The organism is Vibrio artabrorum (assembly GCF_024347295.1).
Taxonomy (GTDB): Bacteria; Pseudomonadota; Gammaproteobacteria; order Enterobacterales; family Vibrionaceae; genus Vibrio; species Vibrio artabrorum.
Map to the genome: position 1 here is coordinate 218474 of NZ_AP025458.1, position 21761 is coordinate 240234.

18 protein-coding genes and 3 pseudogenes are annotated in these 21761 nt (G+C 44.6%); 11 read left to right on the forward strand and 10 right to left on the reverse strand.

The features are described from left to right. Window positions 1-14: 14 nt before the first annotated feature. Together abiEi and OCU36_RS01035 are read right to left on the reverse strand one after the other, a co-directional pair. A complete protein-coding gene (gene abiEi, locus OCU36_RS01030; protein WP_261838663.1) occupies window positions 15-539 on the reverse strand; it encodes a type IV toxin-antitoxin system AbiEi family antitoxin in 525 nt (174 codons plus the stop codon). Window positions 540-660: 121 nt separating this feature from the next. Then, window positions 661-1236, reverse strand: a pseudogene (locus tag OCU36_RS01035) (ISAs1 family transposase); the annotation flags it as partial. A gap of 222 nt (window positions 1237-1458) precedes the next feature. On the opposite strand from OCU36_RS01035, the gene OCU36_RS01040 reads away from it, so the two are divergent. Together OCU36_RS01040 and OCU36_RS01045 are read left to right on the forward strand one after the other, a co-directional pair. Next, window positions 1459-1740 (forward strand): type II toxin-antitoxin system Phd/YefM family antitoxin, encoded by a 282-nt coding sequence (locus OCU36_RS01040; protein WP_261838664.1) that lies wholly within the window; start codon window positions 1459-1461, stop codon window positions 1738-1740. Further along, window positions 1737-2024, forward strand: a complete 288-nt coding sequence (locus OCU36_RS01045) for a type II toxin-antitoxin system RelE/ParE family toxin (protein ID WP_261838665.1) — start codon at window positions 1737-1739, stop codon at window positions 2022-2024. The genes OCU36_RS01040 and OCU36_RS01045 overlap by 4 nt, the downstream gene beginning before the upstream one ends. 61 nt (window positions 2025-2085) lie before the next feature. On the opposite strand, the gene OCU36_RS01050 is transcribed toward OCU36_RS01045, so the two are convergent. The 6 genes and pseudogenes from OCU36_RS01050 to OCU36_RS01075 all read right to left on the reverse strand — a co-directional run bounded on the left by OCU36_RS01050 (window position 2086) and on the right by OCU36_RS01075 (window position 8313). Further along, the gene (locus tag OCU36_RS01050; RefSeq protein WP_261838666.1) at window positions 2086-2667 is read right to left on the reverse strand and encodes a hypothetical protein; all 582 of its coding nucleotides are present in this window, start codon (window positions 2665-2667) and stop codon (window positions 2086-2088) included. Then, window positions 2664-3826 (reverse strand): annotated as a pseudogene (locus tag OCU36_RS01055) (tyrosine-type recombinase/integrase). Before OCU36_RS01055 ends, OCU36_RS01050 begins: the two are co-directional and overlap by 4 nt. 422 nt (window positions 3827-4248) lie before the next feature. Beyond that, window positions 4249-5478, reverse strand: coding sequence for a hypothetical protein (locus tag OCU36_RS01060; protein ID WP_261838667.1), 1230 nt, complete (start codon window positions 5476-5478; stop codon window positions 4249-4251). Then, window positions 5475-6875, reverse strand: a complete 1401-nt coding sequence (locus tag OCU36_RS01065; RefSeq protein ID WP_261838668.1) for a hypothetical protein — start codon at window positions 6873-6875, stop codon at window positions 5475-5477. Before OCU36_RS01065 ends, OCU36_RS01060 begins: the two co-directional genes overlap by 4 nt. Continuing rightward, window positions 6779-7579, reverse strand: coding sequence for a hypothetical protein (locus OCU36_RS01070; protein WP_261838669.1), 801 nt, complete (start codon window positions 7577-7579; stop codon window positions 6779-6781). The genes OCU36_RS01065 and OCU36_RS01070 overlap by 97 nt, the downstream gene beginning before the upstream one ends. Window positions 7580-7596: 17 nt before the next feature. Beyond that, on the reverse strand, window positions 7597-8313 hold the full coding sequence (locus OCU36_RS01075; protein WP_261838670.1) for a DUF6444 domain-containing protein: 717 nt from the start codon (window positions 8311-8313) through the stop codon (window positions 7597-7599). A 111-nt stretch (window positions 8314-8424) separates the two neighbouring features. Here OCU36_RS01075 and OCU36_RS01080 point away from each other — a divergent pair. Then, window positions 8425-9021: pseudogene (locus OCU36_RS01080) on the forward strand (IS5 family transposase); the annotation flags it as partial. An 81-nt stretch (window positions 9022-9102) separates the two neighbouring features. Here the strand turns inward: OCU36_RS01080 and wecA are convergent. Beyond that, window positions 9103-10203, reverse strand: coding sequence for a UDP-N-acetylglucosamine--undecaprenyl-phosphate N-acetylglucosaminephosphotransferase (gene wecA, locus OCU36_RS01085; protein ID WP_261838671.1), 1101 nt, complete (start codon window positions 10201-10203; stop codon window positions 9103-9105). A gap of 305 nt (window positions 10204-10508) precedes the next feature. Here wecA and gpmM point away from each other — a divergent pair, with 305 nt between their 5' ends. Further along, window positions 10509-12041, forward strand: a complete 1533-nt coding sequence (gene gpmM, locus OCU36_RS01090; RefSeq protein WP_261838672.1) for a 2,3-bisphosphoglycerate-independent phosphoglycerate mutase — start codon at window positions 10509-10511, stop codon at window positions 12039-12041. 221 nt (window positions 12042-12262) lie between these two features. Here the strand turns inward: gpmM and OCU36_RS01095 are convergent, their stop codons facing one another. Next, window positions 12263-12742 carry a methylated-DNA--[protein]-cysteine S-methyltransferase gene (locus OCU36_RS01095; protein WP_261838673.1) on the reverse strand — a complete coding sequence of 160 codons (480 nt, stop codon included), beginning with the start codon at window positions 12740-12742 and terminating at the stop codon, window positions 12263-12265. Window positions 12743-13061: 319 nt separating this feature from the next. Between OCU36_RS01095 and OCU36_RS01100 the strand changes: the two genes are divergently transcribed. The 7 genes from OCU36_RS01100 (at window position 13062) to OCU36_RS01130 (ending at window position 21719) form a co-directional block, all read left to right on the forward strand. Then, the gene (locus OCU36_RS01100; RefSeq protein ID WP_261838674.1) at window positions 13062-13301 is read left to right on the forward strand and encodes a hypothetical protein; all 240 of its coding nucleotides are present in this window, start codon (window positions 13062-13064) and stop codon (window positions 13299-13301) included. Window positions 13302-13411: 110 nt separating this feature from the next. Next, a complete protein-coding gene (locus tag OCU36_RS01105) occupies window positions 13412-14119 on the forward strand; it encodes a YjbF family lipoprotein (protein ID WP_261838675.1) in 708 nt (235 codons plus the stop codon). Window positions 14120-14125: 6 nt separating this feature from the next. Continuing rightward, entirely contained in the window at window positions 14126-15010 is an 885-nt protein-coding gene (locus tag OCU36_RS01110; protein WP_261838676.1) for a capsule biosynthesis GfcC family protein, read from the forward strand. Further along, window positions 15010-17307, forward strand: a complete 2298-nt coding sequence (locus tag OCU36_RS01115; protein WP_261838677.1) for a YjbH domain-containing protein — start codon at window positions 15010-15012, stop codon at window positions 17305-17307. Before OCU36_RS01110 ends, OCU36_RS01115 begins: the two co-directional genes overlap by 1 nt. Window positions 17308-17731: 424 nt before the next feature. Next, on the forward strand, window positions 17732-18865 hold the full coding sequence (locus OCU36_RS01120; RefSeq protein WP_261838678.1) for a polysaccharide export protein: 1134 nt from the start codon (window positions 17732-17734) through the stop codon (window positions 18863-18865). Between the two features lie 120 nt (window positions 18866-18985). After that, a complete protein-coding gene (locus tag OCU36_RS01125) occupies window positions 18986-19426 on the forward strand; it encodes a low molecular weight protein-tyrosine-phosphatase (RefSeq protein WP_261838679.1) in 441 nt (146 codons plus the stop codon). Between the two features lie 121 nt (window positions 19427-19547). Beyond that, a complete protein-coding gene (locus OCU36_RS01130; RefSeq protein WP_261838680.1) occupies window positions 19548-21719 on the forward strand; it encodes a polysaccharide biosynthesis tyrosine autokinase in 2172 nt (723 codons plus the stop codon). Window positions 21720-21761: the final 42 nt, after the last annotated feature.

Sequence of the window (21761 nt, forward strand, 5' to 3'; positions counted from 1 at the left end):
AGTAGAGAGCCCAGTTAGTGATTTATCATTTGTAGGTTTCGTTTACAGCTTTTTAAATCGGCTAATGCTCGATGAGGCATAGCTCGATACATTTTCACCTCTTCGTCGAAGAATAGGTCATTTTCAAGCTGTGATACTTTGTGCTTAGTATGTGTAAACTCAACCACTCCGTAGCGAGTTTTAAATGTCCCACTTCGCCCCCGAGTCATTAGAGTCAGGCGATCCATAATGATTTGAGATATCTCTCCAGTACGTGATAATTCACTCTCTAAACTTATATAATTTAGGTAGCCAGGCCTTAATTTACGGGCGACTTCATATATTGCAGTTCGGGGATTTGGAGGGGTGATTGTGCTTTCAAAAAGACCATTAGCGATTCGATTAATGGTGCCTTTTTTAACACAGTCGTACAGAAATTTGTTAAAACGGGGTGTTTGTTCGACATTGAGAAGGTAGGCAAGTTCAGCCTTACTGAATACGCCTTTGCCAAATTTACTTGATTCAGCCATAGCTGAAATTAGTTTTTCTACCTTAGCCACTGGTCTACACTAAGTTACTTAATAAGTAACTTAGTGTAGACCATTTTGTGAGTAAAAGAAACGGTGGCATCCATCAGAAAAAATACAGGACATGTATTTGGCGATACAGGGCAGGGCAAGATTACGAAGCCCCTTGGCCTGCAAGGACTTGCGAAAGGTAGCTGTTGTTACGGTTCGCTTTTTTCTGCTTTCTTTTTATCCCTGCTTTGAAGCTGGTTTCTTCCGTCAGCAGGTTTAAAGCAATATGCCTTATCACAGCTAAGTTCTCACCAGCTTGCTCTCGGCGTATCCGACATTCATCTTCTTTAAAACCTACGTCTAATCGCCAGTGCATCTGATTTTCGATGCTCCAATGTGCTCGCGTGCTCTCTAGTAAAGCTTTAGCCGTCAGTTTTGCTGAGCTTATGTAGTGCTTGATTTGGATTCTTTCTGCTGGCTTATCACCTTCTTGACGAATTGAAACGACCATACCAATGGTGGAGAGTCCCACCCAATCAAGCGCTATATCGCCTAAGAAATCTGTATTGTGAACAACCATACTCAAACGCGTTTCTGTACGACCATGTCCTTTCTCTTGAGTGACGTATTTATCACCTTCAAAACTATTAAGCATACTAGAATTAAACACTTGGCTAATCGCTTGCTCCAATCGTTTTTGATTACCTTTTACCGCTAAGAGGTAATCTGCATCTTGCCCTGACAGCCTATTGCCTTACTTACTGTTAAGCTAGTTAAGCTAGTTAAGCTACAGTAAACCAAATCGCTTCAAATCTAGCCGTCCAAAATACTGAACCCATGTATTTGACACTCAGGGGCGTTTTGCCGTTTAGAAAGCGTTTTAACATAAAATCAGACTCTTGCTGAAAATTGATAGTTGCACTATTATTTGTACATTGAATTGTACTACTTGGAGTTTAACATGAGTCGTATTCACTTTGATCAAGATATTCAGCCTTTGTCTGAATTTCGCGCTGGCGTAACGTCATTTATCAAGCAAATCAACGAGACTCGTAGACCACTTGTTATCACTCAACGTGGTAAAGGTGTCGCTGTGGTTCTAGACGTTGCCGAATATGAAGCAATGCAAGAGAAAATTGAGTTACTAGAAGAAATACGAACAGCGGAAGCCCAGGTAGCTTCTGACTTAGGCGTTTCTAACGAAGATGCACGAGCTCAAGTTCTAGGGCGTATTAAGCGATGAAAGTAATTTGGTCACCTTTGGCGCAAGAAAAGCTAGGTGACACCGCTGAATTTATCGCTTTGGACAACCCTGTTGCTGCTGAAAATTGGGTGAATGAAATCTTTGATAAAACGGAACTTTTAAGCAGTATGCCTGAAATGGGGCGTACGGTGTCTGAGTTACCCCATACAAACTATCGTGAAATCATATTTGGGCATTACCGCATCATATATAGTCTAAGTCACGAAATCAGAGTTCTTACTGTGAGAAACTGTCGTCAAACACTCACGGAAAGTGACGTGTGAAAATTGAAAAATACGGGACACCCATGTTATCGGTATTCCCGTGTTATCAGGAGCGCTAGTCTTACCACTGCCAAGGCAGTTGCCTGTACTGATATCGGTTGAGCTGAAACGACACCGGTTTCTTGATGGTCGTATAGCTGTAACACTGCCTGTTATGCGGCTTATCGATAATGACGATCTTCTCTCCATAACAAATATCACTGCGTGGATCTTGGCAATGTTCATATAAAGCAAAAGATAACGCTTGGCACCATTGAAGGTGTTTTTCCCACACTATTGACCTATCCAAATGCCCATCTGTTTGTTTAAGTGCGTAATAGTACTTCGCTAAAGTCAGCCCAGGGGACTGAGCGTGTAATCGAACATCGTGAAACATAACCATGCCTGAGGTCATCATACTGTCGGCGTACTTATCGAGTACCGATTGCAACGTTGGATCTTCCATAAAACGCTCATAACATTGCTTGGCTATCGCTTCTAAACGGTGTTGTTCGCTCAATGAACTTAACGCCATTTCTTGTTTGTTGCCGATGAGTGTATAAACCGAAGGCAGTTCAGAGCCTAATGCAAAGGCGCACAGTTGATCATTATCGGTTAGGTTTTGATGGAAGTATTGAGCGCGGTTAAAGGTCAGTATCATCATGCCGCGCCTCCTAACATCATGTCGTTAAACGCGTTCCCGTCTTGTCTGGAAGCATTGGCGACATAAGGGGCGTACACCTCAAACAGCAATTTGGTGTCGCTGTGCCCGAGTTTGTGTGAGATATAGATCGGATTCTCATGCGCGGCAATGTGCAGTACCGCAGCCGTATGGCGCGTCTCGTAGGCGCGGCGAGGTTTAAGACCGGCCTTTTTCAATGTGGGGTGCCATATCTTTCGGCTAACGTAATGGGTATCAAGTCCACGCCCACCTTTTGAGGCAAACACAAATGGGCTGCACTCATCTCTCTTTTCCCACTGACGTGTTAACGCCGCGAACAAGGTGTCGCACATCTGCAAATCACGACGTGACTTCGGCGTCTTTACATCACAAATCTCTCCATTCACATAATTTTGTCTCACGCGAATCAAGCGATGGTCAAAATCAATGTGCTCCCAATACAGGCCATGCACTCACAGCTTCGCATGCCCGTCCAAAATCGCAGTAAAAAATAATCATGCCATTGCTCATCACAGCATTCTAAGAAAGTGCGCACTTCCTCCATGGTCAGCGGTTTCGAATCCGCCTTTTCTTCTTTCAGGGATTTGTAGCGTCGAAATGGGTAATCAAAGTGATGCTCTTCGGCGGCGAGGCTCAGAATGGCAATCAGTGGCCATAAAATGTTATTGATACGCTTGTTGGTGAGTTGTCGCTCGCCATTGGCCTTACGAGCTTCTTGCAGGGTCTGACGAAAAAACTCCACTTGAGAGAGCGACACTTCAGAGACTAAGGTATTACCAAAGTGCGGAATGAGGTAGTGCTCAAGGGTGTTCTTTACCACGCCTTTATAACTGGCTTTCCAATTGCCTTTTTGACGCTCATACCACTGAATCGCAAAGTCATTGAAAAAAGGATACAGGTGGTCGGGGTACTTCTCGCGCTGTAAGCGTTCAAACAAGGCCACTTTTTTACTGTGTGGAAAGTAATCACGGTATTGAAAGGTGCCAAGGTCAATCTCGGCGTTCATTTGTTTGAGCGTGGCTTGAGCAAGCCTGACATTTTTTGGGGTGGCCATTTGCTGGGTGCCTTCGCGAAAGCGTTGGCCGTACAAATGAAGATCGAACTGAATGCGCCCGTTAGGACGGATGCGAAGATGAGCCATAGCGGCCTCCATTGATCTCAGATCTTAAATAGATCTGTCCCTGACCAATGGAATTCGCTAGAATCGAGCCATCGGCTGGGTCTGCTTAAACGTGTCGCAGCCGGTACGGGGTAGGGAGGTTGCCGCCTTCCTATCCCAACTGCATATTGTGTGTGGCGGTGTGACGCAAGGTCATCATTTGCCAACGCATTTCATAGTCTCTTTCGAATCCTAAAACGTGTATTCACGTTCATTTCTCAGATTGCCTATAAAACGTTCACTATTGACTTTAGTTGCTTACTGGATCGATGTCCAGTTCTTTTGGTGGTTTTTTCATCAAAAATGACGGTTCATTGGTGCGCCGCTGATCTGTCATCAAACCCAAACATGTCAGTCTTTTCCCTGCGCGATGTCTGAGTACTTACTGACTATCATTAATGGCATTACACGTCATCAAATCCAAACAGATCGTTTTGTTTTGGCTTCTTACTTAAGAGTTGTGAGAACTCGATGAGCCGTTTTAGCTCAGGCAAGAGTTGCAAAGCACGCTCCAAAGGCACACTGTAATAAGGGTGCTTCCCATCTTCGTCATTATGAAACCCTAATTTGAGTTCACCTTGCGCGTTGCGCAGCACCGTCATCTTGACTTGATCAGCCGATGTGATGTCTTTGATGCGTACATTTGATAAGGCGTTGAGATTGACGCTATACAGTTGCTCTTGTGAAGTGATGATACTCTTGGTCGTGAGTGGCATTACTGCGCCAACTTTGGGTGTTAAGCTCGCGAAATACATACTCTCAGGGCTGAGGTAAAGTAAGGCTTGGTTGGTTTTTTTGATCTCTTCGATTTTTTGAAAATTGTCCCTTTCGGCTTTAAATTCAAGAATATCAATCACCACTTTGGCTTCTAACTCAAAATGTTGCTGCTGTCTTTCTCGGTAGGCGCGTAATGGCGCCAGGGAGTGGCAATACACCTGCTCTCCATCGCTAAACATCGCTTGCTCATCATCGATATAGACAGACAAGGTCTCGCTTTGTGTTGTTTGCGCGATCGATTCCAGTGAGAGCTTGGCCTCCGGAGTCAGGGCCATATCGATGTCGATGTTCATACCCTTAGGGAGCGCGAAAGGAATGATGTCGTTGTCTCGCTCTATTTGAACGCGGTTGCTGTCTTTGTTGACCTCAAACACTGAGAAAGGGGTGCAGGTATTGGCCAGTTGACATATCGCCAGCGCTTGCTTGGTCTCAATAATTTGCTTGGGGTGCGTCATGACGCTATCAAAGAAGGCCAGATGATGTTCACAAGCGGGCTGCGCGAGGGCGTAGCGAAAGGAGTTCAGTTCGGTTCGCCCTTCCAGCACGACGCCGTCTTGTTGGTTGTCATGACGGAGCTGCAATGAAATCGTTTCTTTTTGGACGATATGATTGGTTTGGCACAGCCATAGGTTGGCAAAAGCGGTGGCGCTAAACGAGAAAGCAGCGTTGTCCAATGTGCAATCCGACGCTCTGTCCAACGTGGTCATGATGAGCTTCTCCGTCGCGCCGCCAATGAGGTGAAGCGATTTATCAGTGACAATGAAGGTGACAAAGGGGGGCTCGCTGCCTTTTTTGATGCCGCTAACCAGCTCGGTAATGCGTGCGTGTACTTCTGGTTGAAAATTCAATGTGTTCATAATGTGTGTCCTTTTTGCTGTGAGGCGTTAAGTATCATGGTGTTCCACCATGTTTGAAATTGCTCTAGAAGAAGTGGATCGGTGACTTCTAACTTCAACGCTATCTTGAGTTGAGTGCGACCGGTGGGGATGGTGATTTTATTCGCGGTGTCTTTTGCTGTGAGTAAAGCCGCCTGTATAAAGTCCCATTTATTACTGTCGAGACGTTTTCGATTTTGATGCAGCGTGATATGACAATGGTATTTGAGCGGTGATTGCTTGAGGGTGTGGAGCGCTTTTTCCACCTTTTGGTTGCATGGGCTAAGAAAGTACAATTGCTTGCCGTTGTTCATTCCCTCGTCATCGCTTTGCAACGGTTTTTCTTCGAGGTGTAGCTCGCCAAGGGGACGTAGGGCGGTTCGTGCGGCTTTATTCCATTCAATGCCTTGGTATTGCCCAAAGACGCGCCATGCGTCACTCACCATAGAAAAAGCCAAAGGCGTTTCTTTTAAGCGTTTGATTTGTTCTCGAGTTTCCCACTGAAAACGATAAGGGCGGGTTTGGGTTACACTTGAGACGCCTTTTGTCCAAAGTCCAATCCACTCGTTGTCGTTTGACTCCGCCTTTTGAAGCCGTTCTTGATCACCACTTGGTTTGCGCTTGCTGCCCAAACGTTGGCTCAGAGCCTCCGTCAGCTGTGCATGAGTAAAGCTCGGCAGGTGGCGCTGCTTTTCAGAGGGTGAAAGCTGGGCGTATTGAGGGCTGAGTCTCATCAGAAGACGAGTGATATCATTGGAACCTGGTTTCATTCCCCAGAGGTATCTCAGCTCGGCATGTGTGTATTCTCGCTGTTGAGGGAGAAAGGCAGGCGCGACCCATTCCATACCATGCAGGTAATGCAGCCGGGTTGTCGCATAGTGTTGATGGCCCAGCATTCGACCGATTTCATCAAACAGCAGCATATTGTTTAACTCTGAAAATGAACGCCCTTGCAACCAGTATTGAAATCGCTGCTCTACAACGGATGTTGAGAAGAGAGACGCGGTGACGGGTTGATGCGTTGGATGCCAAGCCTTTGGCGCCGCACCGTTAGCAAGGCAAAGTGCTTGTTGATAGAGCAGCTTGGCGCCGCTGTGGCGAAGGTGATGAAAACGCGCTTTTTTACCGTGTAATTGTTTGAGTACTTTCGTGATAGGCAAAAGGTAGTGGCGCGCTCGTAAATGGATGGACTCGCCTTCAAAGCCAATGAATGGCTCGCTAGGAGGGCGGTTGGCTTTAAACGCCAGTAACAACCGTATTAATTTGGCGCCGATTTCGGGCATCACAACCTGAACCGTGCGCGCGTCTCCGCTTTTTGTTTTGCCTTCCTCGGTATTGGTAATGTAGATCGCAAATAACTGACCTTTTCGTGGGTGCATCGAATATCTTGAAGGCGCAGGCGCAGGCGCAAGAGTTCCCCGCGTCGAAGGGCGCCGTAATAACTCAATAACGCGCTGACACTCGCAAATAACGCCTGCATCGGAGACAGGCTGTGCGTTAATAACTGAGTGACCAGGTGGTGCACCTCTTCAGCGCTAAGAGAAAGGGCATTAATTTTTAGGCTTTGGGTCGGTTTGATGAAGGTCGAGAGATCTAAGTGCTCAGTGATGGATTGCTGAGTAAGAAAACGGAAAAATTGATACAGAGTCCATTTTTCCATTGTCTCGTCTTGGATGAGGCGGTATCGGTCTTTGGCCCATTGTTGCAGGGCTTCTCTGTCATTGGCGATCGAGAGAGGGAGTGGGGTCGTCGACAGTTCATTTTTAAAACTGGTGTAGCGCAGCAAGGTGGCGGGGCTGAGGGTGTTTTTTTTCACGCCGCCAAATTGCTTCAGCTCTTGCACATAATCAAACAATAAGCGGGGCAACAGGTTGTCGGCTTGCCACTCGGGCTGAGTGGGCGCAGCTTGTTGGGGCGTATTGAGCGACTTGATGAGCATGGCGTGAGGCCAGCGATGAAACGGAGTCTCTTGGTTCGCATCTTTGGGTTTTATCTTTGCAAACGATGGCGGCTGATAAATATCTTGCGCTTTGGCTACGCGCGATGAGGCCGCCTCTTGTGGTAACGCACTTACATGGCGCATGGGATCAGAGAAATCTTTTAATATTTCAGGGGGGATGGCGAAGTCTCATCAGCCATAATCAGTTTAGATGCTTTGACCGCTTCATGAATTTGAGTATGAGTATCGGCTAAGTATTCAGTGACTCGTCCTTGCGCCGCTGATATTGCACCTGTTGAGAAGTTAAGCTGGAAGACGTCTTTCAACATAGATTGTATTTTACCTATGCTTTGGTGGTGCTGCGTCGCTTGGATTGCGATAAAGCTATGTAGATTTGGCCCCATTTGAACATCGGGCACATACTCTGGAAGCTCCGCTTGATGCTTATCACCACACCATGAGCTCTCGCCTTTAAAGATTTGATGTTCAACAAGCGTGTATGAGATATCTGGCAAGTCAAAGATTTGGTGTCGTTTATAAGGTTTTCGATTTGGAATAACACACCCACCGCAGTGGCATATCTTATTTGGTAAGTATTGCTCAACCGAGGCACTGTCTTCAACAGGGTGAAGCAGTCGGCGGTGGCCTTTATGACCTGGTTGAGCTCCTTGCTTTTTTCCAGATTTCTTCCGATTCGGCGAAGTATTCTTAGCTTTATTATGCAGGGGTTGTTGAGATGATGGCACAGAAGAGTTTCGACTATTTTGATTGAGTCGGTCTTCAAGCTCTGCCAGATTATCCCATAAAAAGTGGATGATGTATTTCGCCTCTTCAGGCGAATCGAAATCTGGCGATGGAGGTAATGTTTTCTTATTCATACCCCCCAGATTGTCACCACAAAAAGATCACTCAAGTTGGATGTGGGATCAAGTTAACTCAGTCACATAAATTCGCTGTCAATAGCTTGCGGGTGAAGAGTTACAACCTATGTACCGTTAAGCTGTCCGCATTACACCTGCATCAGACTTAGATCCAAGCAAGTAGAGGCCTCATTTAATACTAAAACGAGAGGTTCGATACAACACCTGGCCATTGATGCGACTGGCCTTAAAGTTTATGGCGAAGGTGAATGGAAAGTCAAAAAATACGGGGCGGATGGTAAGCGTAGAGCCTGGCGAAAGCTTCATATTGCACTCGATATAAGCACTTATGAGATCATTGCCGCCGAGCTAAGTTTATCAACGGTTACAGATGGAGAAGTACTCCCGAACTTACTGAAACAAACACGCCGAAGTATCCTTTAGGTGTCTGGTGATGACGCTTACGACACGAGAGCGCGTCACGCTGCTATTAAAATTAAGAGAGCCATTGCGCTTATTCCCCCAAAGAGAAGGGGGTGCCTCCTAGGAGCGTGGTCACCCTCGAAACCTCGCCGTGGGTTGCCAAAAGTTATACGGCTCAAATAAGTATTGGAAAGAGTGGTATGGATACACATACGTTTACTCTCAGAAATAGCGATGTATCGAGTTAAACCGTTGAACAAGCTTACTGGGATAGGTATGCCTGAAACTTGTTGTATTGGCTAAGGAATACACGAAACGAGGTAGCTCTATCTCTAAATTTAATTACGCAACAAAGCCAACCATATCCACTAGTTGCTAATATGTTCATACATCAGACTTATTTTGGTTTGCTTCTAAATTTGGTGATTTAGGGCATACTTTCCTGATATAGGAAGTGATTTTCCAGATGTTACTTAATATCGCAAGATAAATTGCAAAGCAGATGATAAAAGCATAGAACATGACATACTCTGGAATGTTCAGCATTTCAGCTGAAATACCTATTGCAGCATAGAGAGTTGCAATACTACAAATAACGATAAGCGTTTGTGTTGAGCTCAGTCCCATGCGCTGGAATATGTGATGTAGATGCTCACGATCGGGTTTAAAAGGAGAGTCGCCTCTTCTTACTCGGCGAACCATAATCGCCGCCATATCCATTAGGGGTACTGCTATTAGCCATAGTGCGGTCACTGGACGTAGTGGTGGTGCGCTTCCATTTTGGCTAGAAAGCAGTAGTAACCAGATCACTGTGAAGCCAATTAACATGCTCCCCGCATCTCCCATAAATACTTTTCTTTTTCGGCCAAATGCACCGAGGTTGAGTAAGATATATGGGATAATGGTAACGACTAAGACTAGACAAATGTAAGCTAAATTCGATTGGCCATCAAAGTTAAGCATAATGCCGAGCCCACCAAAAGTAACGATAGATAGCCCGCCCAATAGCCCATCAATCCCATCGACCATGTTGAATGCGTTAATGGCTCCTACCACAGCCAGTATGGTCACAAGGTAACCAAACCAACCCAAGGTAATTACATCACCGCTTCCCAATACATCCCCTATAGTGTTGAGCTCAATACCGCCGATAACCATCATAATTATCGATAGCCCTGCTTGTACTGCAAACCTCAGTTTAAAGCTAACGTCATATTTATCATCTAAAACTCCGATACCAACAAGTATTAGGACACATGCCGCATAGAGCTCTGTATTCGGTAAAATATTTGGGTTGTTGAATAAGAAATAGACTATAGAGATACAAATCGATACTCCTCCAACTAATGGGATTGCTCCATGGTGAAGTTTACGAGCATTCGGCTTATCGACTAACCCTATTTTTTTTGCGAATTTACGCATAGTAAAAGTAGTCGCAAGAGAAAAGAAAAATAGGAAAGAGAGATCAAGTAATGAAATGAGCACGATTCAGCCTAATAATGTATTTTTCGTTATTTTAGTGTATTTAGCTTCTAGTTGAAAGGGGGGGAAGGACGAGAGAAAGAACGAGAGCTCTCTATTACTCGTCCTGAATTTGAATTGTTTACCACTACCATTTCATGAGGATATTATCGTATTAGCGAAGGTTCAAATGACATTTTTTTTCACATCCGATCCTTCTACCTGCGCCCTTTCTTGATCTTCCACTACAGTTTTGACTGTAAACTGTAGTAAAATTACGCTAATTTGTTTTTATACCGATTTATTTTGAATTGAACGAGGTCAGTCCTATGTCAGCTAAGAAGCCAATGGCTCTAGTGATCCTTGACGGTTACGGTTACCGTCAAGACAACCAAGACAACGCTATCGCGAACGCTAACACACCCGTATTAGACGGTCTTATTGCTAACCAACCTAACACGCTAATCTCGGCTTCTGGCTTAGATGTAGGCCTACCTGATGGCCAAATGGGTAACTCTGAAGTGGGTCACACCAACATCGGTGCGGGTCGCGTGGTATACCAAGATCTTACTCGTATTACTAAGTCGATTTCAGACGGCGAGTTCGGTCAAACTGAAACGCTAGTAAACGCTATCGATAAAGCGGTTAAAGCTGAGAAAGCGGTTCACATCATGGGTCTTATGTCTCCAGGTGGCGTTCACTCTCATGAAGATCACATCTACGCGGCTGTTGAAATGGCTGCTGAGCGTGGCGCAGAGAAAATCTACCTACATGCATTCCTAGACGGTCGTGATACGCCGCCACGTAGCGCAGAAAACACACTAGCACGCTTCCAAGCGTTGTTCGCTAAGCTAGGTAAAGGCCGTGTTGCTTCGCTGATTGGTCGTTACTACGCAATGGACCGTGATAACAACTGGGATCGCGTTCAAGAATCTTACGACCTGTTGACTCAAGCAAAAGCAGAGTTCACATTCGAGACAGCTGTTGCTGGCCTAGAAGCGGCTTACGCTCGTGACGAAAACGATGAGTTCGTAAAAGCGACTGAAATTAAAGCGGAAGGCGAAGAGTCTGCCGCTATCGTTGATGGCGATGCGGTTATCTTCATGAACTACCGCGCCGACCGTGCTCGCGAAATCACACGTGCATTCGTGCCTGATTTCGACGGCTTTGCACGTAACGTATTCCCAGCGATCGATTTCGTGATGCTGACTCAATACGCAGCCGACATCCCACTGCTATGTGCATTCCCACCGGCTTCTCTAGAGAACACCTACGGCGAATGGCTATCGAAAGAAGGCAAAACGCAGCTACGTATCTCTGAAACAGAGAAATACGCGCACGTGACGTTCTTCTTCAACGGCGGAAAAGAAGACGAGTTTGAAGGCGAAGAGCGTCAGCTTGTTGCTTCTCCAAAAGTCGCAACGTATGACTTACAGCCAGAAATGAGCGCGCCAGAGCTCACTGAAAAGCTAGTAGCAGCGATCAAAGGCGGCCAATACGACGCTATCGTTTGTAACTTCCCTAACTGTGACATGGTTGGCCACACTGGCGTTTACGATGCAGCGGTTAAAGCGGTAGAGTCGCTAGACGAATGTCTTGGTAAAGTGGTTGAAGCAATCAAAGAAGCTGACGGCCAACTGCTAATCACAGCGGACCACGGTAACGCGGAAATGATGGTAAACCCAGAAACGGGCGGCATCCACACAGCGCACACTAACCTACCAGTGCCACTTATCTACGTGGGCAACAAAGACGTTGAGTTCAAAGAGGGCGGTAAACTGTCTGACCTAGCACCAACGATGCTTGCTCTAACTGGTATGGAAATCCCGGCTGAAATGTCAGGTGATGTTTTAGTTAAATAGTTTTTAACTTTCATCGAATACTAGAACGGCTGCGCGTGAGTGTAGCCGTTTTTTTGTATCTGGAATCTCATGCCACGTATTACTTGTCATATTCGGTGTTCAAGATAAAGAGAGATTCCCTATCACGCTCGTACCTCGCTGTAGGGAATGACGTAATGATAAGAAGGGGCAGATTCGGGATTCGAGTTATATGCTTTTCGTATCGCGCATCCCGTTTACTCTCATCTCGCTTTTAGAATCGAACGCTCAAAATCCAATAACCACTCTTTGCGGCTCATGCCGCCGGTGTAGCCGGTTAATGTGCCATTTGCGCCGATGACTCGATGGCAGGGTACAACGATACTAAATGGGTTCTTGCCGTTCGCACCACCCACTGCTCTTACGGCTTTTGGGGTGTCCATTCTCTTTGCTTGCTCACCATAACTGATGGTTTCGCCATAAGGAATGGTCGTTAAAGTTGCCCATGCTTTGCGTTGAAAGTCAGTGCCTGCTCTTTGCAGTGGTAAATCAAAGTGTTTCCGCTCACCAGCAAAGTATTCGTCTAATTGACGAGAAACCTTAAGGCATAGCTCATCAGGGTTTTCTATAAGTTCTAACTCGGTATTTATATGGTCAATTTCAATCACAGCATTGCCATTGCTTATGATGATCATTTTGCCAATTGGAGCGTCATAGAGCAGCTTGTATGTGGTTTCTTCCATGTCATATCCCTTGTTTTTGTCTCTCAAGCGCTTCGTATATCGGTCATTTATTCTGAATGCTTGGTGTTGTGATAGCTTTAATACAATTTACGTTTAGAAATAAGATTAGTTTTATTGAAATGGCTAGTGCATTCTCACCAGTTATTTTTTGTGGCATTATTCCCTAAATAATGTTCCCCAGGGTATTGTTTATGATTTATCCATTTACTTGATGGTGAGTATTATCTATGATGAAAAATCAGTTGTTTAAGCTGAACAGCTGATTAAGGGTGTAAAACTTACCCTCTACATATAAACGTTTATATTAATGGAAATCATTATGAAAAAGATGGCTCTAGCAGCTGCGTTAGCAGTTAGCTTCTCAGGTGCTGCATTTGCAGCGGAAACGACAGCAGCGGCAGGTACAGGTTCAGGTACAGCAGCAGGCGCTGGCGCATCAGCTGCAGCAACTGGCACGGCAACCACAGTGGCTGTCGCGACAGCAGCTGTAGTGGCAGCAACTGCTGTCGCTGTTGCTTCTAACGATAGCGGTGCAACGACAACAACAACGACTCGATAATCTTTAGTCGGTGTTTAAAACCATTTTATGTGAAAGCATAAAGTGGTTTTTTTATATCAGATTTTTATCTTAGATATTAGCAACCAAATTGCTAGGAAGTAGAATTCGTCATGCTTAAACCTCTAATCATATTCCTTGGTCTTTTTCTTGCTGGTTGTTCTCAGCAGTTTCAAGATGTAAATTCCACTTTTGATGAAGCCTTTTTTAGAAGTTCCGATGTTGAGTTGTCCAAAGAATACATTCAAACTTTACCTTATTCGAGTATTTATGCGGAAGTGAATGAGCAAGGTAAGATTTTTATGGTCTTGGCGTACGTTGGTAAAAATTCGCAAACGGGTGCAGAGCAATTGAAGTGGATGTCTTCTGATAAAGCAATGATCGTCACTGAAAATGGACGTATCGTACAAACTCTATTACTTCCTTACGACAATCTTTCAGGTTTGGCATTTCAACCGTTAAATTCGCTCTCGTCTGCAAGCTACTCATCACCAGACTTTGCTTCTGTGTTTGATGTGTCAGCTAATCCTGGAGCTCAAAAGTGGCAAGCGGTGTACGACTGGCAACCCAATTATCGATTAGGCTATAAAGCGAACATCACCCGAACATACGTGGGAAATGAGACGGTTGAAACGCCGTTAGCGACTATCGATACCAAGAAGTTCCAAGAAAAAATTAACTTCCCAATGCTAGAGAAAGAGATGACCAACGAATATTGGGTCGACAATAACGGTAAAGTAGTCAAAACCATACAGTATTTAGGCCCTGATATGACAAGACTAGAGTTAACCGTGCTTAAGAATTATCAAAGCAATGAATGAACAAGAATGATGAATTGTATGAGTCACATATCTAAAATGATGGAGAGTCGGTTGCCGGCAGTGAGAGTTCTGTTTATGATGAGCGCACTGTTTTCTCTATGCACAGTAAGCTACGCTTCTGCAGCTTCTAATCCTAATATTACCTCTGTTGATGAACTTGACAGTTCCTCTTCAGTTAAAACAACAATCGAGCTACCCCTTCAAGGTATAGCGCTTGAGTATAAAGCTAACGTCCGACTGCTTCAGGTATTAGACGACGTTAACGCGAATGTTAATGGCAGTCTTGGTTACTTCCCTCTTTCCGCTCAACTGTTTGATAAAACCAATACTGAAACTATCGAAGCCAAAAAACGTAATGTTCTGAATCAGCTTGAAGCTTTCGCGGTAGAAGAGCCGGAAGCAACCTTTGTTCGCCAACAGTTAGCCGCCTTTAAATACCTTAATCGAGTTTTTATTGATTTAGATCGTAATGCTGTTATCTCACAATCAGACAAGAATCCATTACTTGTTCCAAGTTCGAATCTAAGAAAAACGTCGGCCAGTCAAACTCAAGTGTTTTCTCTATACCTACCACAACGACCCACATCTATTCAGTTGATGGGAGTAATGAAAGATTCAGTAAGATTGCATGTGATTGAACATGGAACGTTGAATGATTATCTCGATGCATTACCAAGTGGTTTTGTTGGAGAGTCTGCCGATAAAAGCGTGGCATATGTTGTTCAGCCAGATGGCGTGGTACAAACCATCCCATATGCTTACTGGAACGAACAGCCAGTTTACTTAGCGCCAGGTGCCATCGTGTTTATGGCGTTTTACTCTTTGCCATCAGAATACTCAACGTTGAACCAAGATATCGTTGATTTGTTACGTCATAAGGTTGGCCTGTAATGCTGAAGCAGAAATCATTCCCTCTATCGGCAGTGTGTACCTCGGTTATCTGCGCCTTGTTAATGACCAGTAGTGCTTCTGTTTTTGCAGACACGGTTCGTGGTGAAACGCTTGATGCAAAAACGGTCGTTGATTCTTCTTCGATTCGAGCGGAGAAATCATCATTCAACGATAGCGAATACAGAACATCGCAAATGAACTTTGGTGGGGTTGGCTTAATGCAAATGCCAACAGGTCGAATGGCACCAGAAGGTGAGTTTAATTTTAGCGCTTCGTTTAATAACGAATACCATTTTTATAATGTAAGCCTACAGGTGATGCCTTGGCTTGAAACCACCATTCGTTATACACAAGTACAAGATCTCCTTTATAGCGGTGGGGGGAATCAAAATTGCTCTCAAAACTCATTCAGTGGTTGTACTAAATACACAGATAAAGGTATTGACTTTAAACTGCGTTTAATCGAAGAGGGGTACTACTTACCGGAAGTGTCGGTAGGTGTGCGTGACTTTGGTGGTACCGGCCTGTTTGATGGCGAATTTGTCGCGGCAACTAAGCGCTTTGGTCCCGTTGATTTTACCCTGGGCATGGCATGGGGATACATGGGCACCAGTGGCAACTTTACCAACCCTCTGTGTAAAGCCAGTGATAAGTATTGTAAACGCCCGTCTGATTATAAAGGCAATGGCGGCAGTGTCGATTTTGAGCGTTGGTTTAAAGGTGATACAGCAATTTATGGTGGCTTTGAATATCAAACCCCTTATAAGCCATTAACCCTGAAGCTTGAATACGATGGTAATGATTATTCTCAAGATTACCCCGTAGTGCGTGGTAGTGTCGACATGACACAACACACGCCTTGGAACGTTGGCGCTGTGTATCACTTTGCCGATTGGGGGGAAGCTAAAGTGAGCTATGAGCGAGGTGATACTTTAACCCTTGGTTTTGATTTCTCGACCAATTTTAATGAAATGTATTCTGTGTGGCGAGATACTGAAACAGCAGAATTGCGCCCAAGCGGTGTCGAAACGGTTGATGATATTAACATGGCAGCCCTTGCTAAAGAGCTTGAAACGATCGCTGGCTATGAACAAGCGCAAATCTTGATTGACGATAACAGTATTGTGGTAAAGGGTAGTCAGGTTAAGTACCGAGACAGAGATATCGCCCTTGAACGCGGTGCGACCGTGATTGCGAATGCGGTACCGAGTTACATCGATACCTATAAAATCATCGAAAACGATAAATCGATGGAACTCACCGAGACAACGGTAGATGCTCAAGCATTCAAAGCGGCGGCTAACAATCATTACCTTAATGCTCAAACCAGTGACGCAACAAACACTCACGAACCAGAGCGTAAGAAATCCGTGATTTATCTCGATGGGCGTGAGCGATTCGATGTGTCGATTTCACCAAACCTAGCTCAGTCGTTTGGTTCGGCCGAAAACTTCTACTTGTACAGTTTGGGCTTATACACCAAAGCTTCATTTTGGGCGTTAAACAATGTCGAACTGTCGGGCTCTCTTTACGTCAACTTAGTTGATAACTACGATAAGTTTAATTACGAAATCCCATCTGACGGCACAGACCAAACGCCAAGAGTAAGAACCTTGTTCCGCTCTTACGTTGACGAGCCAGTTCGCTTAGATCGCTTACAATTGACTTGGTTTGAAGACTATGGCAGCGGTGTCTACACCCAAGCTTATGGTGGTTACCTCGAGAGCATGTTTGCGGGCGTGGGTGGCGAAATCCTTTATCGACCATTCAACCAAAACTGGGCAATTGGTGCAGACATGACCGCCATTAGCCAGCGAGATCCAGAAAGCTGGTTTGGCACGTTTGATCAAGAGATCCAAGTCAACCCGAGCGACAGTAGCCGAACGTATAAAGTGGTCGATAAAGGTACGACTGGCTTTATTACCGGTTACTACATACCACAATGGGATTTCTTGAGCAATACACTACTTAAAGTCGGTGTGGGTAAATTCCTTGCGGGTGATATCGGTACTCGTATCGATTTCTCTAAGCAGTTCAAGAGTGGTGTGATAGCTGGCGCATTTGTCAGTTTAACCGACATGACAACAGAAGAGTACGGTGAAGGCAGTTATACCAAAGGTTTCTATGTATCAATTCCGTTTGATTTGATCACTGTAAAACCAAGCTCAAGCCGTGCTGGCTTTACTTGGTTACCGATCACGCGTGACGGCGGCCAAGTGCTGAACAAGCAATACAACTTGTTCGACCAAACCGACGCTCGCTCACCTTGGTTCCAAAGACCAAGCAGCGTGAAATAGAATGAAAATCAGATTCGAGCAACGAGTAACGGGATGCGAAGTACAGGGAAAGAGCCGTATCTTGCTACTTGCATCTGCTCCTAAACCATTCAGCAGGTTGAAAAATAATCACAGTTTGTGGATAATGCCTACGAATGAAACTAACCATATACAAGCAAAATTTTTGCTACGTTTTGGGTTTTGGATGAAACACGCCTATTCATATTTTATATTGATAGAAATAAATTAACTACGCGGTATGGTATCGTGGAATATCAGTGGGCGGTAGCGTTCCTATCTTTGATATTAGGATGGAAGCGAGATCACGGTAATAGATCTCCTTAACTCTCTTAAATACTGCATAGCTGATAAGATTATTTGTTCAAACTTCTTTGGGTGTCCTTTGGGATATCACGACACATTCCGTTTCTATGACTTGGTTAACATGAAGACTAATAAATATCGTCTCCTTTTGGCGCTACTTCCAGCACTGCTTACAGGGTGCGCGACTCCAGGAACTCACCTTTCTACTGGCAACAAGAATGTGATTCAGCCTTCAGGGGAACAGCAAGAATCTGATATTTCTGATGTGGTCAATCTTTACCCACTCACGGCTCAGTCTGTATCTAGCTATCGAAATGAAACTTTATCGGTTGCACAAGCAAACCCGGAACTTGATGTTGATATTGCCAAATATGAATATCAAGTGGGTGTTGGTGATATCTTGAATATTACCATTTGGGATCACCCTGAGTTGACGATACCGGCAGGCTCTTACCGTAGTAGCACAGAAGCGGGTAACTGGGTTCATGCCGATGGTACTATCTTCTATCCGTACATTGGTACCGTCGAAGTAGCCGGAAAAACTGTTCGCGAAGTGCGTACTGATATTGAAAATCGTTTAGCTAAATACATCGAAAGCCCTCAAGTTGATGTTAACGTAGCGGCTTTCCGCTCTAAGAAAGTCTATATTACGGGTGAAGTCTCTAAACCTGGCCAGCAGCCAATCACTAATATCCCATTAACATTACTGGATGCCGTGAACCGTTCGGGTGGTTTATCTGAAGATGCTGATTGGCGTCATGTTTCAGTAACCCGTAATGGCGTGGAAGAAAACCTTTCGCTTTATGGTTTAATGCAACGTGGTGACCTAACGCAAAACCGCTTACTGCAAGCGGGTGATATTGTTCACGTGCCTCGTAACGATAACCAGAAAGTCTTCGTGATGGGTGAAGTGAAAGAACCTAAGGTATTGAAGATTGATCGCGTAGGAATGAGCCTGACAGAAGCATTGAGTAATGTTGGTGGTATCAATGAGCTCACTGCCGATGCAACGGGTGTGTTTGTAATCCGAACTTCAGATGATAAATCAGAACGGATGGCGGACATCTACCAACTGAATATCGAAGATGCTTCAGCCTTGGTGATTGGCACCGAGTTTGATTTAAAGCCTTACGACATTGTTTATGTAACGGCAGCGCCAATCAGTCGCTGGAACCGTGTTATTGGCCAGTTGCTTCCAACCATCAATGGATTTAACAATCTAACAGAAGGTATGTTGCGCGTTCGTAATTGGTAACAAGCCCAGTTTGATAATCAGGTTGCATGTTTGCGTGCAACCTGATTTTTCATATTTATAATGGTGCCAGGTTTATAAATACGCTCGGTTTACGAAACAACTAACGTTATTAAGTGAATTATGTTTAATAAAATTTTGGTGGTGTGCGTCGGTAATATTTGCCGCTCACCGACTGGAGAACGTGTTCTTCAAAAATTGCTTCCCAATAAAGAAGTGGCCTCCGCAGGTATTGCTGCCGAAAAAAGTCGTTTAATTGGTAAACCCGCAGATGAAACGGCGACGTTGATTGCCTCTGAAAATGGTGTCGATGTTGAAAATCATCAGTCTCAACAAGTCACACCGCAGCTTTGTGCTCAGTATGATTTAATATTGGTGATGGAAAAGGGCCATTTAGAAGCGCTTACTCAAATATCACCGGAAGCGCGTGGTAAAACTATGCTATTTGGTCAGTGGATTGGTCAGAAAGACATTCCCGATCCGTATCGTCAAAGCCGTGAAGCATTTGAGCATGCTTATAAGTTGATTGACGAAAGTGCACAAGCTTGGGCGAAAAAACTGTAATTTAGTTTTGATATACTGTCGCTAAGTTATGCACTGCACATCGATAGAATTACTTAAGGGTAAAGGGGCGTAAGTCGTACGTTATTTACCTTCAAATATTAGTTTAGGAAGTCGCAATCTGATGACAACACAACCATATCAGCAATCACACACAGATAACTCTGATGAGATAGATTTAGGAATACTGCTTGGCATTCTGCTGGACGCTAAATGGTTAATCATACTGACCACATTCGCTTTTGCTGTGTTTGGTATTGCGTTTGCTCTGCTTTCAACACCAATATACAAAGCCGATGCATTGATTCAGATTGAAGAGAAGAGCTCTGGTGGCATTTCATCGATGGTTGGTGACATGGGCGAGTTGTTCTCTCAAGAATCTTCTGCGACGACGGAAATTGAGATCATCAAATCTCGTATGATCTTGGGTGAAACGGTTGATAAGTTTAACCTCACTACTGTGATATCGCCTAATTATGTACCTATTGTTGGTAAAGGTTTTGCTCGCTTAACTGGCGATATCAACCACATCACAGTGAATCGCTTTACCTTGCCAAGCCATGCAAGCGGTTATAGGCACACGATTCAAATTCTTGATGCTGAAAAAGGCACTTATCAGCTCGTGCGTGACGATGAACGCGTTATCTTGAAGGGGAAAGTGGGTGAACTCGCGGCAGCCGACGGCTACAGCTTGTTTGTTGCTGGCTTTGAATCATATAATGGCTTTGAATTTACCATTGGCAAACGCAGCCGATTAGAAGCCATTGAATGGTTAAAATCTTCTTTGTCTCTATCTGAGCAAGGTAGGCAAACAGGCATTTTGAATTTAAGCTTTGAAGGTGAAAACAAACAGCAGATCTCTGAAATCCTTAATCACATTAGCCGGATCTATTTCTTACAAAACGTGAAGCGTAACTCAGCAGAAGCTGAGAAGAGCCTCTCTTTCTTAAATAGTCATCTTCCGAGTATTAAAGCTGAGTTAACCGGCTATGAAGACGTACTAAACAATTACCGCCAAAAGAATGAATCGATCGATTTGGGCTTAGAAGCACAATCTACCCTAAAGACAATGGTAGAGCTTGAAGCGCAGTTGAATGAATTGACGTTTAAAGAGAGTGATATCAGCCAGCGTTTTACTAAAGATCACCCAGCGTATAAATCACTGATTGATAAACGCAAAACGTTATTGGATGAGCGAGAACGCCTAAACAAGCAAGTACAGAAGCTGCCAAAAACACAACGTGAAGTACTGCGTATGAAACGTGATGTTGAAGTAAGCCAACAAATATACATCCAGTTATTAAACAAGGTTCAAGAGCTCAGCATTATCAAAGCCAGTACGGTCGGTAACGTTCGTATCTTAGATGATGCCCAAGTGTATGCTGGCGCCGTTAGACCTAAGAAGCCGCTAATTGTTGTATTGGCGACACTATTGGGGGGCATGTTAAGTGTGGCGTTTGTGTTAGTGAAAGCGGCGTTCCACCGCGGTGTGGAAAGCCCAGATCAAATTGAACAAATTGGCCTTCCTGTTTATGCAGCGGTACCTAAATCTGATTTACAAATTAAGCTAACTAATCGCTTTAAATCGAAGAAACAGAAGACTAAGGATACTCAAGCACTGCTTGCCGAATCTAACCCTGCGGACCTTTCGGTTGAAGCGCTGCGTGGCCTGCGTACCAGCTTGCATTTTGCGATGCTGGAAGCGAAAAATAACATCCTGATGATTTCAGGCCCTGCGCCGGGCATTGGTAAATCATTCATCTCGACCAACTTTGCCGCAGTAGCCGCTAAAACAGGTCAAAAAGTGCTGTTGATTGATGCCGATATGCGTAAAGGTTACCTACAGCAAAGTTTCGGTGTGAACTGGGACAACGGTCTTTCGGATCTGTTAAGTAGCAAGGCAGAATTCGCTCAGTCAGTGAAGTCGACCCCAGTTGAAAACCTAGAAATCATTACCCGCGGCCAAGTACCACCAAACCCATCTGAGCTGCTGATGCACCCGCGCTTTGCAGAGTTAATGGAATGGTCATCAAAAGAGTATGACCTGGTGATTATCGATACCCCACCAATACTGGCGGTAACCGACCCAAGCATTGTTGGTGCCTTCGCTGGCACCACATTAATGGTGGCGCGTTACGGCCAAAACACCGTAAAAGAGATCGACGTTGCTCGTAATCGTTTCGAACAATCGGGTATCGAAGTGAAAGGAGTTATCTTCAACGCCATCGAGAAAAAAGCATCAAGCTCGTATGGCTACGGTTACTATAACTACGCGTATTCTAGTGATAAAAAATAGAGTTTAAGATCCGGTACGGGGTGTGGTGACATATCAAGTTAT

Coding starts and splice junctions, on each gene's coding strand:
- OCU36_RS01065 (WP_261838668.1), bottom strand. CDS start 6,875: ATGCACCCACGAAAAGGTCAGTTATTTGCGATCTACATTACCAATACC.
- OCU36_RS01060 (WP_261838667.1), bottom strand. CDS start 5,478: ATGAACACATTGAATTTTCAACCAGAAGTACACGCACGCATTACCGAG.
- OCU36_RS01040 (WP_261838664.1), top strand. CDS start 1,459: ATGAGTCGTATTCACTTTGATCAAGATATTCAGCCTTTGTCTGAATTT.
- OCU36_RS01120 (WP_261838678.1), top strand. CDS start 17,732: ATGAAGACTAATAAATATCGTCTCCTTTTGGCGCTACTTCCAGCACTG.
- OCU36_RS01105 (WP_261838675.1), top strand. CDS start 13,412: ATGCTTAAACCTCTAATCATATTCCTTGGTCTTTTTCTTGCTGGTTGT.
- OCU36_RS01045 (WP_261838665.1), top strand. CDS start 1,737: ATGAAAGTAATTTGGTCACCTTTGGCGCAAGAAAAGCTAGGTGACACC.
- OCU36_RS01115 (WP_261838677.1), top strand. CDS start 15,010: ATGCTGAAGCAGAAATCATTCCCTCTATCGGCAGTGTGTACCTCGGTT.
- OCU36_RS01050 (WP_261838666.1), bottom strand. CDS start 2,667: ATGATGATACTGACCTTTAACCGCGCTCAATACTTCCATCAAAACCTA.
- OCU36_RS01110 (WP_261838676.1), top strand. CDS start 14,126: ATGATGAATTGTATGAGTCACATATCTAAAATGATGGAGAGTCGGTTG.
- OCU36_RS01070 (WP_261838669.1), bottom strand. CDS start 7,579: ATGCGCCATGTAAGTGCGTTACCACAAGAGGCGGCCTCATCGCGCGTA.
- OCU36_RS01075 (WP_261838670.1), bottom strand. CDS start 8,313: ATGAATAAGAAAACATTACCTCCATCGCCAGATTTCGATTCGCCTGAA.
- OCU36_RS01125 (WP_261838679.1), top strand. CDS start 18,986: ATGTTTAATAAAATTTTGGTGGTGTGCGTCGGTAATATTTGCCGCTCA.
- gpmM (WP_261838672.1), top strand. CDS start 10,509: ATGTCAGCTAAGAAGCCAATGGCTCTAGTGATCCTTGACGGTTACGGT.
- OCU36_RS01095 (WP_261838673.1), bottom strand. CDS start 12,742: ATGGAAGAAACCACATACAAGCTGCTCTATGACGCTCCAATTGGCAAA.
- OCU36_RS01100 (WP_261838674.1), top strand. CDS start 13,062: ATGAAAAAGATGGCTCTAGCAGCTGCGTTAGCAGTTAGCTTCTCAGGT.
- OCU36_RS01130 (WP_261838680.1), top strand. CDS start 19,548: ATGACAACACAACCATATCAGCAATCACACACAGATAACTCTGATGAG.